10 protein-coding genes are annotated in these 16670 nt (G+C 45.3%); all 10 read left to right on the forward strand.

Features of this window, described 5'->3' with window-relative positions; translation table 11 throughout:
- The first annotated feature begins 76 nt into the window (after positions 1–76).
- The 10 genes from AC1DOV_RS03010 to AC1DOV_RS03055 all read left to right on the forward strand — a co-directional run bounded on the left by AC1DOV_RS03010 (position 77) and on the right by AC1DOV_RS03055 (position 16657).
- The gene (locus tag AC1DOV_RS03010; protein WP_076268830.1) at positions 77–1390 is read left to right on the forward strand and encodes a carbohydrate ABC transporter permease; all 1314 of its coding nucleotides are present in this window, start codon (positions 77–79) and stop codon (positions 1388–1390) included.
- 2 nt (positions 1391–1392) lie between these two features.
- Positions 1393–2232, forward strand: coding sequence for a sugar ABC transporter permease (locus AC1DOV_RS03015; protein ID WP_076268893.1), 840 nt, complete (start codon positions 1393–1395; stop codon positions 2230–2232).
- A 4-nt stretch (positions 2233–2236) separates the two neighbouring features.
- A complete protein-coding gene (locus AC1DOV_RS03020; RefSeq protein WP_477549136.1) occupies positions 2237–3898 on the forward strand; it encodes an alpha-amylase family glycosyl hydrolase in 1662 nt (553 codons plus the stop codon).
- 245 nt (positions 3899–4143) lie between these two features.
- Positions 4144–5409, forward strand: a complete 1266-nt coding sequence (locus AC1DOV_RS03025; protein WP_477512444.1) for a glycoside hydrolase family 125 protein — start codon at positions 4144–4146, stop codon at positions 5407–5409.
- 91 nt (positions 5410–5500) lie between these two features.
- Positions 5501–7006, forward strand: a complete 1506-nt coding sequence (locus tag AC1DOV_RS03030) for an ABC transporter substrate-binding protein (protein ID WP_339206816.1) — start codon at positions 5501–5503, stop codon at positions 7004–7006.
- A gap of 176 nt (positions 7007–7182) precedes the next feature.
- Positions 7183–10002: an extracellular solute-binding protein gene (locus tag AC1DOV_RS03035; protein ID WP_477549137.1), complete on the forward strand. Its 2820-nt coding sequence runs from the start codon at positions 7183–7185 to the stop codon at positions 10000–10002.
- 40 nt (positions 10003–10042) lie between these two features.
- Positions 10043–11005 carry a carbohydrate ABC transporter permease gene (locus AC1DOV_RS03040; protein ID WP_076268836.1) on the forward strand — a complete coding sequence of 321 codons (963 nt, stop codon included), beginning with the start codon at positions 10043–10045 and terminating at the stop codon, positions 11003–11005.
- Position 11006: 1 nt separating this feature from the next.
- Positions 11007–11879 carry a carbohydrate ABC transporter permease gene (locus tag AC1DOV_RS03045; protein WP_430055165.1) on the forward strand — a complete coding sequence of 291 codons (873 nt, stop codon included), beginning with the start codon at positions 11007–11009 and terminating at the stop codon, positions 11877–11879.
- A 21-nt stretch (positions 11880–11900) separates the two neighbouring features.
- Positions 11901–14027, forward strand: a complete 2127-nt coding sequence (locus AC1DOV_RS03050; RefSeq protein ID WP_477549138.1) for a YIP1 family protein — start codon at positions 11901–11903, stop codon at positions 14025–14027.
- 29 nt (positions 14028–14056) lie between these two features.
- Positions 14057–16657, forward strand: a complete 2601-nt coding sequence (locus tag AC1DOV_RS03055) for a DUF5696 domain-containing protein (protein ID WP_477549139.1) — start codon at positions 14057–14059, stop codon at positions 16655–16657.
- Positions 16658–16670: the final 13 nt, after the last annotated feature.

The raw sequence follows: 16670 nt of genomic DNA on the forward strand, positions 1-16670 counted from the left end.
TGTTTTATAAGCGATACTTTCCATACTAGCAAGTTGCAACAAGTTTTTTTATATGAAAGGAAGGGAGCCAGGCGGGATGAATCGTCATCGCAGCACCGCGGCTATATTGTCGTTACTCGTAATGGGTCTTGGCCAATTGTATAACCGCCAATTTATAAAAGGCTTAATTATGCTTGCTGTTGAAGCAGCGGCGCTCATGTATTTTATTCCAAACCTAGGAAGAGCGATTTGGGGAGTTGTCACGCTCGGAGAGAAAACGCAAGGGCTTGAGAAAATAGGTAAAATCAGTGTTCGTGTAGAGGGAGACCATTCGATCTTTCTTCTAATCAGTGGATTAATAACGTTAATTTTATTCCTGTTATTTGTCTTTATCTATGTTATGAATATCCGCGATGCTTATCTGAACGGCAAGCAAAGAGACGCAGGAGTGGCGCCAGCAAGCTTTCGGAAGACGTGGGCTTATGTAACGGATCGTAATTTTCCGCACTTACTGCTTACGCTTCCGGCGCTCGGTGTATTGTTTCTAACGATCATGCCGATTATCTTCATGATTATGCTTGCTTTCACCAACTACGCATCGCCTGATCATATTCCGCCAGCTAAGCTGGTTGACTGGGTAGGCTTCCAAACGTTTGCTAATCTATTGACTTTGAAAACGTGGAGCCATACATTCGTTGGCGTATTTACTTGGACGATTGTATGGGCTGTTATTGCAACGGTAACGACGTATTTCGGCGGTTTGTTAGTTGCGCTGCTAATTGAGCAAAAAGGCATTCGTTTTAAAAAGCTATGGCGGACATTGTTCATTATTCCTTATGCCATTCCGCAATTGATCTCCTTGCTCGTCATGAGAAATTTGTTTAATGGACAATTTGGTCCGATCAATCAATACTTAAAGTTTTTTGGTATGGGCAAGCTGCCTTGGCTGACAGATCCATTTTGGGCAAAGGTAACGGTTATTATCGTTAATATGTGGATTGGTATCCCGGTTTCAATGGTACTTATTCTAGGCGTATTGACTGCAATTCCGAAAGACCTGTACGAAGCTGCCGATGTTGACGGCGCAACAGGCATACAGAAATTCCGTATTATTACGATGCCATTTATTTTGTTCTCGACGGCACCGATTCTGATTACACAGTTCGCTGGCAACATGAATAACTTTAACGTTATTTTCTTGCTCACGAACGGTGACCCGGTTAAAGGTGATTACCAGTACGCCGGCAGCACGGACTTGCTTGTAACCTGGTTGTATAAGCTAACGCTGAACAACAGTCAGTTCAATATGGCATCCGCGATCGGTATCATCATTTTCTTGATCGTAGCGTCGTTCTCTATTTATAACTATCGTCGCTCACGGTCATTTAAAGAGGAGGATATGATTCAATGAAAATGGGCCGGAAAACCGCCAATATTGTGCGCCTGACACTTAGCTATGTCGTTCTAATATTTATAGCTGTGTGCGCTATCTATCCTGCTCTTTGGGTGCTGCTATCCTCGCTTCGCCCGGGCACGGCTCTGTTTAGCGACAGTCTTATTCCTGATACATTCACAATTGTTCATTATAAGGAGTTATTTACGAATCCAAGCTTCCAATACGGTGTTTGGTACGTGAATACGCTCAAAATTGCGACGTTGACGATGATCTTCTCTACGATTCTGGTCACGCTCAGCATGTACGCGTTGTCGCGCTTCCGCTTCCGCGGCCGTAAGATGACACTGACGATTATGCTTGTACTGGGCATGTTCCCTGGCTTCATGAGTATGATCGCTATCTTTATCTTCTTATTGCAGCTTAACCTGCTCGATACACATGCGGCGCTCATTATCGTATATTCTGCTGGTGCAGTGCTCGGTGGCTTTGTCGTTAAAGGCTTTTACGATACGATTCCTCGGAGCTTGGATGAAGCGGCTCGGATCGACGGAGCAACTCATCTGCAGGTGTTCGTAAAAATCATGCTTCCGCTGTCGCGTCCGATGTTAACCTATGTAGCGCTGACTACATTTGCTGGTTCATGGGTAGACTTTATCTTTGCAAGATTGGTACTTCGAAGCAAAGACAACTGGACACTTGCTGTAGGAATGTGGGATCTTGTAAGCAATTATCAGAACAGCAACTTCACGTTGTTTGCCGCGGGTGCGGTGTTGATTGCGATCCCGATTACTCTCCTATTCATCTTCTTGCAGCGCTTCCTTGTACAAGGGCTGATGTCTGGCGCTTCGAAAGGATAAGAGAATGAACCGCAGCCGTTTGCGTTATGCGATAGTCCTGTTATGCTCGCTAATCTTTATTATGCTCGCTGCTTGCTCTTCAGAGGAGGCGGCGAACAATAATAAACCAAGTAGCACAGCTTCTGCAGAAGCGGATGAAGAAGGTGCAAGCGGGGAAGCTTCCACTGCTGCTTACACAGTAGATGAGCAGCCTGGCGGCGTATACTATGAAATATTTGTCCGTTCCTTCTATGATACGAACGGAGATGGAATCGGCGATTTGAATGGTGTAACCGCTAAGCTTGATTACTTAAAGGAGCTTGGGGTTAGCGGTATTTGGCTAATGCCGATTAACGCTTCGCCAAGCTACCATGGCTATGATACAACCGATTATTATGCGGTAAATCCGGAATACGGCACGCTGGATGATTTGCAGAAGCTGTTGGATGAAGCGCATAAGCGCGATATTAAAGTTATTATGGATCTTGTCGTTAATCATTCGAGCAAGGAACATCCTTGGTTCAAAGAAGCATTAAAGGATGAGAACAGTCCTTACCGCAGCTGGTACACATTTGCTAAACAAGGTGAGAAGGTTAGAGCAGATGGGGCAGTTGGTGGTGATCCATGGCATAGCTATGGCAGTCTCAAGTATTTAGGTGTCTTCTGGGAAGGCATGCCCGATCTGAACTTTGACGAGCCGAAGGTTCGCGAGGAATTGATTAAGATCGGACAATACTGGCTGGAGCAGGGGCTGGACGGCTTCCGCCTTGATGCGGCAAAGCATATTTACGGCGACTTCGCGTCTACGGCCAGCACGCCTGAGATTCAAGCGAAAAATAAAGCTTGGTGGCAAGAGTTCCGAGCTGGCATGAACAAAGTGAAGCCAGATGCTTATCTGATCGGAGAGGTTTGGGATTCACTAACGGTTATTGCGCCTTACTTTGACCAAGCGCTGAACTCCGCATTCCACTTTGATCTAGCTGTTCGGCTGCTGAGTGCGGCCGATACGGAGAAGGATGCAGACTTAGCTTATTCTCTAGGACGTGCATACGGCGTTTACGAGAAATCATCTGGTGGTACATTTGTTGATGCGCCGTTCCTAAGCAATCATGACCAGAATCGTGTCATGACGGTTTTAAACGGCAATATTAATCATGCCAAGATGGCTGCTGCAATGCTGCTTACTTTGCCAGGCACCCCGTACCTTTATTATGGTGAGGAGCTGGGCATGAAAGGGGCTAAGCCGGATGAATACATTCGTGAGCCAATGCCTTGGTATAGCGCAGCAAGTGGAGGAGAAGGCCAAACCACTTGGGAGAAATCGCGATTCAATGGGAATGCCGAGACGGTATCTGTTGAGGCACAGACAGCAGATAAGAATTCGCTGTTAAACCATTATCGCGAGCTCATAAAGTGGCGGAACGAGGAGCCCGCTTTGCGCAATGGCGGAATAGCCGAGTTTAAGCTGGAGCCTGCCAATCAGAAGCTAAGTGTATATGTTCGCGTCATTGCTAGCGAGAGAGTGCTCGTTGTGCACAATCTATCGGGCGAGGATCAGATGGCTGATCTTCAGCCATCCAAAACTTTTGGATCATACGAGGGGATCATTCGCTCAAGCAATGATGGGGCAAAGTTGGATAATGGGAAACTGACCATTCCGGCTTACACCACAGTCATATTAAAATAATACGGTAAGAGGGAGCTGCACCGCCGGTGCTGCTCCCTCTTTTTTTTGTGCGTTCCAATGCGATTCCAGCCCATTTGTATTCAAATTTTGTAAAAAAATTAAGGAAATTACTAGTTGGTATATTGACATGTTGACATATTGTTTATAATATACTATTTGTAAGCGCTTATCACGAAGCTTTATCCAACTTGTAGAAGGATCACCATTAGGAGGAATGTTTGCGAATGAATCTGTCTATTACCGATATGAAAAAGAGTGACGCATTGATTTCATCTCTGGAAAAGTGGCCTGAAATCGTTAAGTTTTATAAAAACTGCTTCTATAACACGCTGGAGACGACGACGGAATGGCTAGAGGATGGAACCACTTTTGTATTTACGGGTGATATACCAGCCATGTGGCTGCGTGATTCATCAGCTCAGGTTCGGCATTATATTCCACTGGCTGTTTCAGACAGCCACTATCAGAAAATGATAGAGGGACTTATCAAAAGGCAAATGCAATATATCCAGATTGATCCTTATGCAAACGCATTCAATAAAGGCCCGGACAACAGGGGACATACGGAAGATGCAACCGAGGGCAATCCATGGGTATGGGAAAGAAAATATGAAATTGATTCCCTATGTTACCCGATACAGCTCGCTTATTTGTACTGGAAGGCCACAAACAGCACCGCAATGTTTGATGATGCTTTTAAAGAAGCGGTTAACAAAATTATTGGGCTTTGGACAGTCGAGCAGAAGCATGCAGAACAATCGAGCTACAGCTTCCAAAGATTTAATTGTCCAGAATCGGATACGTTAAGCCACGATGGAAAAGGGAGTCCCGTTGCCTATACAGGGATGACATGGTCGGGTTTTAGGCCAAGCGACGATTCGTGCAAATATCATTATTTGATTCCTGCGAATATGTTCGCTGTTGTTGTGCTGAGATATGTGGAAGAAATCGCCCAAGACATATACAAAGACGAAACGCTGGCGCTCGCAGCCAAGAAATTAGGTGGCGAAATCGATGCCGGCATCAAAGCATTTGGGATATACAAGCATGAAACGTTTGGCGAAATATACGCTTACGAAACAGATGGCTTAGGAAATTACAACTTGATGGACGATGCTAATGTGCCAAGCCTGCTGTCGATTCCTTATCTCGGATATACAAGCAAAGAGGATATCATCTATCAGAATACGAGAAGGTTTATTTTAAGTGAAGAGAATCCCTATTATTACGCAGGAAAAGCAGCTAGAGGGATCGGAAGCCCACATACTCCCACGAATTACATATGGCATATCAGCCTAGTCATGCAAGCGCTCACTTCAGACAACGACGCAGAAATACAAGAACTTCTAAGAACGATAATCAGCTCAGATGGCGGTACTGGTTTTATGCATGAGGGTTTTCACGTAGACAATCCGAATGAATTCACGAGACCGTGGTTTGCATGGGCTAACAGCTTACTCGGTGAACTTATTTATAAACTCGTAGAAGACAAGAAACAGCATCTCTTTTAATTGGTTTGACCTCCACTTGTGTTAGAGCGGGCCTGACTCCGCTGAGGACAGGACTTGCATAACAAATAAAAGATTTGAAAGGGGCAGAAAAATGAAACAAAAGAGAATGTTTTTGTTAGTCGTATGCGTCCTCATTATTTCCATCTTTGCGAGTGCTTGCACAAGTAATAACGGCGGAGGCAAAGACAAGGAGACGGCTGAAGCAACGAACAAGGCAGAAAACACAGCCTCGCCAAGTCCGGAAGCAACACCAGATGACGGAGCTCCTCCAGTAAAAGATTTAGGCGGTTATAAATTTATCGTTGCGGATAACAATGCGAACAGATGGTTCCCGCAAGAAGGAAGCTCTGATCACGCCAATGCCATTATTGATCGAATCAAGTGGGTAGAAGAAACATACAACGTAAAAATTGAAGTGAGAAAACATTCCGAGGAAGAGTTTGGCGCGGCGGTACTGGCGGGCGACAAATACGCTGACATCATCGTTGCTCCTACTTGGGAGCTGGGAAGACATATCAACGGCAAGCGTATTGTGGACATGAATACGATTCCTAACCTTCGGATGGATCAAGATTATTGGAAGGAATACAACACTTCATTCTTGCTCACTTATGACAACAGAACATATGGAACAGCAGCTCCATTCGCTAACCAGGGGGATGAAGTATGGGTTCTGGCATTCAACAAAAGCATTATTCAAGAGCTAGGTCTTGAAAATCCTTATGAGCTGGTAAAAAACAAACAATGGACATTCCAGAAAATGCTCGAGATGGAGCAAGCGGCAAAACGTGATCTAAATGGTGATGGCGTGATGGACAGCAATGACCGTTATGGACTGGCGACTGGACATGACTGGGATATTTCTGTAGCGCTTTATCTGGCATCCGGCAATAAAATCATTGATATCGCCAGTGATGGAAAAATGAAATATGCAGTAAATACACCAAAAGCATACGAGACGATTGAAATGATTAAGAAGATGGCGAAAAAAGGTGATACGTTCTTCCCGAAAAACGAAGGCGAGGATATGGACGCTTACGTGAAAGCTTTTGCAGAAGGGAAATCGCTGTTTTTAGCCTACTCCAGAGGCAGAGGCGTTATTGATCCGATTTATGAAATGGAAAGTGACTTTGGCTTTATCCCATTGCCTATGGGCAATAACACAGACGATTACCTTGATTGGGTAAGCCATGATGCTCCTTCGATCGCAGTGCCGGTAACGAACAAAGAGCTTGATAAAACCGGACTTATCTTGGATGCACTAGCGTGGAAAGCGCAAAGCGAAGAGAAAATTTGGATGGATGAAATTGCTCTCACTCAGTTGCGTGATGAGGAATCGCTTCAAACGCTCTTGCAGCTGAAAAATTATGGCGTGTCGGACATGGCGTTCATCGGTCAGCAAATGCAAGGCAATGTACACAGTGGTTTGGCACTCATTCCCGATGTTGGGTTCTACGATCAGAACCTAGAGCCTGCCTCCAAGGTTGCGGAAATCGAGGATGCTGTAAATATTGGTCTTGAGGAGCTTGCTTTAAGGCTGAAAGGTGAATTCGTAGAGCCTGAACCGAAGCCTGAGGAAGAGAAAAAGGCGGAATAGCAGCTTTCACCAAATAGATAAAGGGGCTGTCAGACAGATGACGATTGCTGCTAGCGCAACAGCCCCTTTTCTTTTTTTTGCAAAAAAAAGAGGCTGCTTTCCCTATCGTTCACGAAAAGGCAATGAATCTCTGTCCATATGGAGGAAACAAATATGACGGTGCGAGTTGAACGTTTATGAATAATAAAATAGCGAAATTATCAGTTGCAGCAATCGCCTTTTGTTTGTTGGTGATTGTTTGGCCGCATGCGGCATTTGCAAGCAAGGATGACAACTTAATCAAGCTGCAAAGCTACCGTACCTATCTTGAACAGCACGCCGATAAAAAAGCTGGGAAAGCGGATATTGTGATCAAGGCGGATGCGTATACGAATGCGGAGGGAGATTTGAAAACCCTCGATCATTTTGAAGGAAAGGAAGGCAAATCTGTTCTTACGGGCGAAATCGGAAAGATTGAATGGGAAATTAACGTTCCTGAGAGTGGCATGTACAATGTAGAACTGCTTTATTACCCGATAGATGGGAAAGGCAATTCCATTGAAAGAATGATATCAATTGACGGTGAAGTACCTTATAACGAAGCGAAATACATAAATTTATCACGGGTTTGGAAGGACAAAAGCGAGATTGCGCAAGACAAAAAAGGAAATGACATTAGGCCGAAACAGACAGAAGCGCCTAGATGGAGAACGGTGCTGTTGCATGATTTGCTTGGCTATTATAACGATCCATTACTATTTTATTTGGAAAAAGGTAAGCATACCATTGGATTCGAATCGGTGAGGGAATCAGTGGTTTTAAATACCGTTCGTATTTATAAAGCGGAGGAGCTTCCGACCTATGATGAAGTAAAAGCGGGTTATGAAGCAAAAGGCTATAAGGAAGCGGACGCCGAGACAATTAAGGTTCAAGCGGAAAACAGCTTTGAGAAATCTGATAATACGCTATATCCGGTGTCCGATCGCTCATCAGCTATAACCGAGCCGCAGGACCCATCGAAGCTTCGCTTGAACAGCATAGGCGGCGATAAATGGAAAATGCCTGGTCAATGGATCAGCTACCGATTCACGGTAGAGGAAGCGGGCCTATACAAGATTGCAACGAGATTCAAGCAAAACAAATTAGCTGGGATGTACGTCAACCGTAAAATTTTGCTGGATGGAGCCGTACCGTTTAAAGAAGCGAAAGCTGTGAAATTTAAATACGGGAACAACTGGCAAGTGAAAACGTTTGGGAACGACGATCAGGCGTTTTCTTTTTACCTAGAACCGGGCGAGCATGAGCTGACGATGGAGGTCACGCTCGGAGATTTGGCTGATGTGCTGAACAGGGTTGATGATAGTTTATTTCAACTGAATGCCGTATATCGGCAAATTCTGATGATAACCGGCGCTGAGCCGGATTTGTATCGTGATTACGGCTTTGAGAAATTAATACCGGATGCCATAGCTGCCATGAGGGAGCATGCCGCGATACTTAGAGAAGTATCGGCTGACATGGAGGCGCTGGTTGGTCAAAAAGGCGAAAACATGGTGCTGCTCGATAAAGTCGCCTTCCAGCTCGAGCAAATGGTTAAAAATCCGGAAGCCAATATTGCGAAGACGTTTACCCCTTTTAAAGAAAATGTAGGCGCGCTTGGTACGTGGATCTTGACGGTAGGCGAGCAGCCTTTAACGGTCGATTATTTTAGCGTGATGCCGTTGTCCAAGAAGCTGCCAAAAGCGGATGCATCCTTTTTCAAAAAAATGATGTTTGAAGCGAAGTCTTTTTCGATGTCTTTCTTTGTGGATTACAATGCCTTGAATACAGAAGGTGAAACCAAAGGAGAGCCGCTCGAAGTATGGCTGACGTCTGGACGCGATCAATCGCAAATTATTAGGGAAATGATCAATGACACGTTTACGCCGGAATCGGGCATAAACGTAAAGCTCAAGCTGGTAACGGAAGGAACGCTTTTGCCATCGGTGCTCGCAGGTACGGGGCCGGATGTGGCGATGGGAAATCTAGCTGCCGACCCTATTCAATACGCGTTAAGACATGCGGTGGAGAACATCAAAGACATGCCGAACTATGATGCTATTGCCTCTAGATTCCATCCTAGTGCATTAGTGCCCTTCGAATTAGACGGAAAAGTATACGCTTTGCCGGAAACGCAATCGTTTCCCATGATGTTTTATCGGAAAGATATTTTGCATGATATGGGGCTGAAGGCTCCAGAGACATGGGATGAGTTTTACAAGCTAATACCGGAAATTCAGAAACAAAATATGCAAATTGGTTTTCCGGCGGATATTACCGGCTTGCAAATCTTTTTGTATCAGAAAAATGGGGAGCTTTACAACAAGGAGCGCAGCCGCTCAACGCTGGAAGACGATCTGACGATCGACGCGTTCCAGAAGCAGACGGAGCTGTTCACGACCTATAAGTTTCCGAGGGATTATGATTTCAGCAACCGCTTCCGAACTGGGGAAATGCCGATAGGCATCGCGGATTATACGACATACAACCAATTAATCGCGTTTGCTCCTGAAATTAAAGGACTGTGGGAATTTGCTCCGCTTCCTGGAACGGTGATGGAGGATGGACAATTGAACCGTGCGACGCCGTCGACGGGGACAGCGATCATGATGCTTAAGGGAGTACAGAAAAAGGATGACGCATGGCGCTTTATGGAGTGGTGGACGAGTGCAGAGACGCAGTCCAGATTCGGAATGGAAATGGAAGCGATTCTCGGCAAGGCAGCCAAACAAGCGACCGCCAATATGGAAGCCCTTGTTAATATGCCTTGGACGAAAACAGAGTATGACCATTTGATGACGCAGTGGTCGTTCGCAACAGGTACACCGGAGGTGCCGGGCGGTTACTATGTGACAAGAAGTATTGGATTTGCTGCCGCAACGGCGTATAACAACGGAGATCCTGAATCTCTTCTGGACTATGTGAAAGAAGTTAATACTGAAATAACGCGAAAAAGGCGGGAGTTCAAGTTGGAATGATGCTGCCTTGCGATTTTACTGATTCAGGAGGACCCCATTCATGAGTAGAGATTTGGTGATATCAGGAGCTGTTGACCCTAAGAGGCAGGGTAATCCGGTCTTGCGAAAATTGGAGCAGGGCTGGAAGTCGATTAAAAAAAATAAAGTGTCCTACCTCTTTGCAGCTCCCTACATGATTTTGTTTTTTGCTTTTACTGCTCTGCCTGTCATTATTTCATTGATTTTAGGTTTTTTCTCGTTTAACTTGCTTGAAGCGCCTATCTTCGTTGGCATGGACAACTATATAAGGCTGTTTCTAGGCGATGATATTTTCATTAAAGCGATCGGAAATACGTTCCTGCTAGCTGTGATGGTAGGTCCGATCGGTTATATCATGTGTCTAGTGTTCGCTTGGCTTATTAATGAGCTGCCGAAGTCGCTGAGAACGATTTTAACTTTAATTTTTTACGCGCCATCCATTTCGGGAAACATTTATTTGGTTTGGGGCATTTTCTTCAACAAGGACGCTTATGGTTATGCCAATGCTATTCTGCTTCGTTATAATGTCATCTCTTCGCCTATTCTATGGTTTGAGAATCCGAAATATATGATGACTCTCGTCGTCATCGTTGCTTTATGGACCAGCGTTGGAACGAGCTTCCTCTCCTTTATTGCGGGATTGCAGGGGATAGATCGAACGCTTTATGAAGCAGCGGCTATGGATGGGGTTAAAAATCGGTGGCAGGAGCTTTGGTATGTCACGCTGCCTTCGATGAAGCCGCAGCTTATGTTCGGGGCGGTAATGAGCATTACAGGCGCATTCGGCACCGGCGCCATTGTTACCGCATTGTGCGGCATGCCGAGCAACAGCTATGCAGCGCATACCATCGTTAACCACTTGGAGGATTACGGCGCCATACGTTATGAGATGGGCTATGCCTCTGCTATAGCTACCATTCTATTTATCATCATGATTGGAGCGAATAAGATTGTGCAAATGCTTCTGGCAAAGGTAGGTGAATGAAGTGATTCAAATCAAGCTTCATCGAAGCAAGAGCGGCATTAAACGTTCCTTTTTTGCGGATTTTGGCATCTATTTGTTTTTGCTGCTGTTTGGCATTTTTATGATGCTGCCACTGGTTTATGCGATTTCAAATTCAATTAAGCCATTGGAGGAAATTTGGTTTTTCCCTCCGCGGTTTCTAGTAAATAACCCAACCTTAGATAACTTCAGAGATTTGCTCGCAGTCATGAGCGACTCGTGGGTGCCCTTCAGCCGGTACATCTTTAACACTGTATTTATAACAGCTGTTGGTACGGCTGGCCATGTGGTCATCGCTTCCTTATGCGCTTATGTCTTATCCAAGCATAAGTTTCCTGGCAAAGGAATCATGTTCAGCACGGTCGTGCTCTCGCTTATGTTTAGCGGTGTCGTTACCCAAATACCGAACTTTATCATCATTTCTTCGTTAGGCTGGATTGATTCGTATCAGGCTATTATTGTTCCGGCATTTGCATCCTCGCTCGGATTGTATCTCATGAAGCAGTTTATGGATCAGATGATTCCTGACGCCATCTTGGAATCGGCTCGCATTGACGGCTCCAGCGAATGGAAGATTTTCTGGTCAATTGTTATGCCAATGGTTAAGCCTGCTTGGCTGACGCTCATCATCTTCTCCATGCAAGGTTTGTGGGGAATCGGCGCGAATCACTTCATCCAAAGCGAGGAGCTGAAAACCTTAAACTATGCGTTGTCCCAAATCTTAGCCGGCGGAATTGCCCGTACAGGGACAGGATCGGCTGCAGCGGTGCTGATGATGATTGTGCCTATCATCGTGTTTATCATCTCTCAGTCGAAGATTATAGAGACCATGTCTGCATCAGGCATGAAAGAATAGGCATGGAAGGGGAAGAATGCGGTGGTTAGAAAAAAGTGGATTTTGTTTTTGGCCGCACTATTATTGTTGTGCAGCTTCGGTATTGAATCAGCTTCCGCCATGGTTCCATATAAAACCTATTTTTATGATTATGACGGGGAGTATCTCGTTTCTCCTGACGCTTATGTGCCAGACAAAGTGTTAAACGCCAAGGCGATGGGGATCGAGGGCGCTGGGCTGAACCAGCCTCTGGATTTGTTTGTAGACAACAATAACTCGGTTTATATCGCAGATACGGGATCGAACAGAATTATTATTCTCGATGAACAGTACCGAATAAAACGAGAAATTACGGAGTTTGTCCATGAGGACGGCGTGACGAAGGATCAATTCAACACGCCAAGCGGCATATTTGTGTCAGAGGAGGGGCTGATTTACGTTGCCGACTCCAAAAACGCTAGAATCGTCGTGCTTCATCAGGATGGAAGCGTAGAGAAAATATTGGAGGCACCGGATTCGGATGTGTTTCCTGCCGGCTTTATTTACGAGCCATCGGCAATCGGTGTTGATCCATCCGGTCTTATCTATGTTATTTCGAAGAGCACAAACATGGGTGTTATTGCTCTGAATGCTGACGGAGGATTCGAAGGTTTTGTCGGTGCGGAGAAGGTAGTGCCCAAAGTGTCCGATTTGTTCTGGAAGCTGGTGACGACCAAGGAGCAGAAGAGCCGCACGGCCAAAAGCGTACCGACCGAGTACAACAACATTACGATCGATGAGCTCGGCTTTGCTTATGTTACGAGCAGTGCGATCCATGCCAGAAACCAATACAGCGCACTCATTAACCGGGACAAATCGAGTAAGCATGCGCCAATTAAGCGGCTGAACAATACAGGCATCGATGTATTGAAACGAAATGGCGCTTATCCGCCTGCTGGAGATATTCAAACAACCGACAAGGTTTCACGTTTTATTGATGTAGCATTGGCAGATGACGGGGCGTACAGCACGCTCGATTCTTCGCAAAATAAGATTTTTACTTACGACGATAACGGCAATCTTCTTTATGTATTTGGAGGGTACGGAACACAGGAAGGCGTGTTCCAGAGCGCTTCAGCACTCGCTTACCAGAGCAATAATCTGCTTGTGCTGGATAAGGATTCAAGCAAGCTGACTGTATTTAGGCGGACTGAATACGGCGCTAACATTGCAGCAGCGATTCATCATCGCAAGAATCGCAATTACGATGAATCCATCGCTGCATGGCAGCGGGTTTTGAAGATGAATCCGACGCTTGAGATGGCGTATTCCGGTGTGGCGCAGTCCAATATGCGCAAAGAAGAATACAAGGAAGCGATGCACAATTACAAGCTGGCCAATGACTGGGATCATTATTTCAAAGCTTTTGCGGAGTATCGGAAAGAAATAGTAAGCAAATTTATTATCCTCATTCCAATAGTCGCAGCAGCCATTCTATGGCTAGTGTACAGATTTTTCAAATATGCCAAGAAGGTCAACACAGCGGGCTGGAGAAAGCCGGGCAAGCGAACGCTGTGGGAAGAGCTGCTTTATTCCTTCCATGTGATGTTCCATCCGTTTGACGGGTTTTGGGATTTGAAGCATGAGAAAAGAGGCAGCGTTCGTGCCGCTGTCATTATTGTTGCAGCCGTTATGGCTGTAGACATCTTTAAACAGCTGGCAGGCGGATACATATTGTACCCTTCCGACTGGCGTGTTATTGAGCTTTGGGATACGCTGCTTAGCGTCCTTATTCCATTTGGATTATGGTGCTGTGCAAACTGGGGTCTTACAACATTGATGGATGGTGAAGGAAGCCTTAAAGATATTTTTATCGCGTCTTCCTATTCGTTAGTCCCGATGGTGATCATTACGATTCCTGTCACCCTATTCAGCAATATCGTTGTTTTGGAAGAGCAGCAGTTTATTACCTTTTTTACAACCCTAGCGTTAGGCTGGTCTCTCGGGCTCATATTTATAGGTGTATTGGTGACCAATGATTACAGTCCATTCAAGAATTTCTATACCTCTGCTATTTCTATAGTAGGGATGGGGTTCATTGCTTTCCTTACGGTGCTGTTCATTAACATCCTGCAAAATATGAATTCCTTTATTACGACGATCATCAATGAAATTACGTTTCGGTTGTAGAACAAGATGGTGGATAGGAGGTCAGCGATATGAATGCCAAGGGGATTATCTCCAGGCTATTGGTCATAGTGGTTGCCATTACGCTCGGGATACCGACAAATGGGAAAACGGCGGAGGCAGTTGAAGCAACAACAGCAGAAACAGCAGTTGTAGCAAAAGCAAGCCCGCCAAACATGAAAAAAGCTGTAAAGGATGGCGGATTGGCACTTGCTGCTGAGAACGATCGCCTCCTGCTGTACTTCGATAATGAATCGGGCGGCGTGGCGGTTGAAGATAAAGAGACGGGAAGCAAATTTTATTCCAACCCGCCAAGTGCTCTGGAAGACCCGAAAGCTAGTGATGCAATGAAGCAAGAGCTTATGTCGCAGGTCAAGCTTGTCTATAATGTGCAAGGCAAAGAAGGCGACTTGGAAATGAACAGCTACACGCATGCGATGAAGCTGGATCAGGTGAGTTGGGGCAAGATTGATAACGGTATAAGAGTGGACATGGTTATCGGGCGCGAGGAACAGCGCATGCTGCTGCCGCGTCAAATTACGAAGTCCAAATTTGAGCAAAATGTTCTTGATCATATGGAAGCTGATCGGGATAAGAAGAAGCTATTAGCCTACTATATCCTCTACAGTCGTGCTGATGTAGAAGGGAGCAAAGGCAAGGAGCTGATCGCGAAATACCCTGTTTTGGAGAAAGAAGATATTTATGTGCTGAAAACCTCCGTCAAGGAGCGGGACAAGAAGGTATTGGAAAACTACGTCAAGGAAGCAGGCTATACGTACGAGAAGCAGGAAGAAGACTACGCTGAGGTAGGATACGACGGAGATGATTCCGTATTCCCTTATTTTAAAATGAGTCTGGATTACGTGCTTGCGGACGGCGGTCTATCGGTCACTCTTTATAACGGCAACATCGAATATGATCAATCCCGTTTTAATCTTGTGAAGCTTTCCTTGCTGAATTATTTCGGTGCAGGGCAAACCGGCGAGGAGGGGTATGTATTCCTTCCAGACGGCTCGGGAACGCTCCTCAATTTCAATAATGATGCAAGCAAAAATACGCTATTAACGACAGGGAAAATGTACGGGCCGGATTATGCATTAACGCAGTCGCCAAGAGGCAGCTTCAAACAAGAGTTTCGAGCGCCGGTGTTTGGCATCAAGAAGGATGGAGCAGCGCTATTCTCGGTTATTGAAGAGGGCGATGCGGTAGCGGATATTAATGGCGTTATGGGCGGCATTAATCACTCCTATAACACGGCTTATGCTAACTTCACCATTCGAAACAAAGACTCTTTTATTGCCAAAAATGCTTTTGAGCAAGCTCCTTGGATTATTTACGAGAAAAATGCTTATACCGGCAACATCGTCATGAAGTACTTCTTCCTTACAGGAGACGATGCAAATTACGTTGGAATGGCAAAGGCATATCGTCAGTATCTCGTTGATAAAGGAAGCTTGAGCAAAATGAGTGCCGAAGAGAACATTCCGTTCTACTTGGATACGATGGGTTCTGTCGATAAGATGGTGCGGAAGCTGGGTATTCCGTTTCGCAGCCAAGTGGCAGTCACTTCCTTCGATCAAGCGGGACTAATGCTGGATGAGCTGTCGCAAAGCGGTATCCAAAACATTAAATTTCGCTATACCGGATGGTATAACGGAGGCATGAGCCATACCGCACCTACAAAAATGAAGGTAGAGTCCGTGCTCGGCGGTGCAAAGGGATTGCGCAAGCTGTCAGAGAAAGCGGAGAAGCTGGGGGCAAAGGTGTTCCCGGATGTGGATATGCTATTTGTTTCTTCTAATAAAGCATTCGATGGCTTTAAGCCGCAAAAGGACAGCATTCGTTCCTTGTTTCAGAAAACTAGCTATAAAGGGTTGTTCAATGTAGCTACGCTTGAGTATGAGAGCAGCGTGTGGGGAATTAATCCGGACAAAATTTCAGGTTATTACAATAAATTTTCCAAAGACTATCATTCGCTTGGTTTAAAGGCATTATCCTTGTCGACGATGGGAGAAAGCTTGAATTCCAACTTTAAGAACCGAGCTCAAATCAATCGACAGGACACAAAAAAAATAACGACAGACGTTTTAGCTAAAGCAAAAGAGGATTATGAGGATATTATTACAGACGACGGAAACGCGTACACCTTTCCTTATGTTAATCATATTTTGAACCTACCTGATGAGGACAGCTCCTTCTCGATAGCAGATGCGCAGGTACCATTTATTCAAATTGCGCTGCATGGCTATATTGGGTATGCGAGCGAAGCCTTGAACCTAGCGAGCGAGCTGCGTCCGGCTGTTTTGAAAGCTCTGGAATACGGCAGCGGTGTCTATTTCAAGTTGAATTACGGGGAGAACAGCCTGCTGAAGGATGCTTCGTTGTTCGATGATTTGTACGCTTCCCAGTTTGATGATTGGGAGGAGAGCGCTGCAGCCATCTATGCAGAAATGAACAATGTATTGAAGCATGTTCAGGATCAGGCGATCGTGAATCATGAGCGGCTTGGTGAAGAGGTTTACAAAACAACTTATGAAAATGGTAAAGCGATTATTGTTAATTACAGCGATAAAGGAATTGAGGTTGAGGGTACCGCAGTAGATGGATTGGGTTACGCGGTCATTAATCCTTAAACCAAGCGAGGAG

The sequence above is a fragment of the Paenibacillus sp. 01T47 genome (assembly GCF_056398245.1).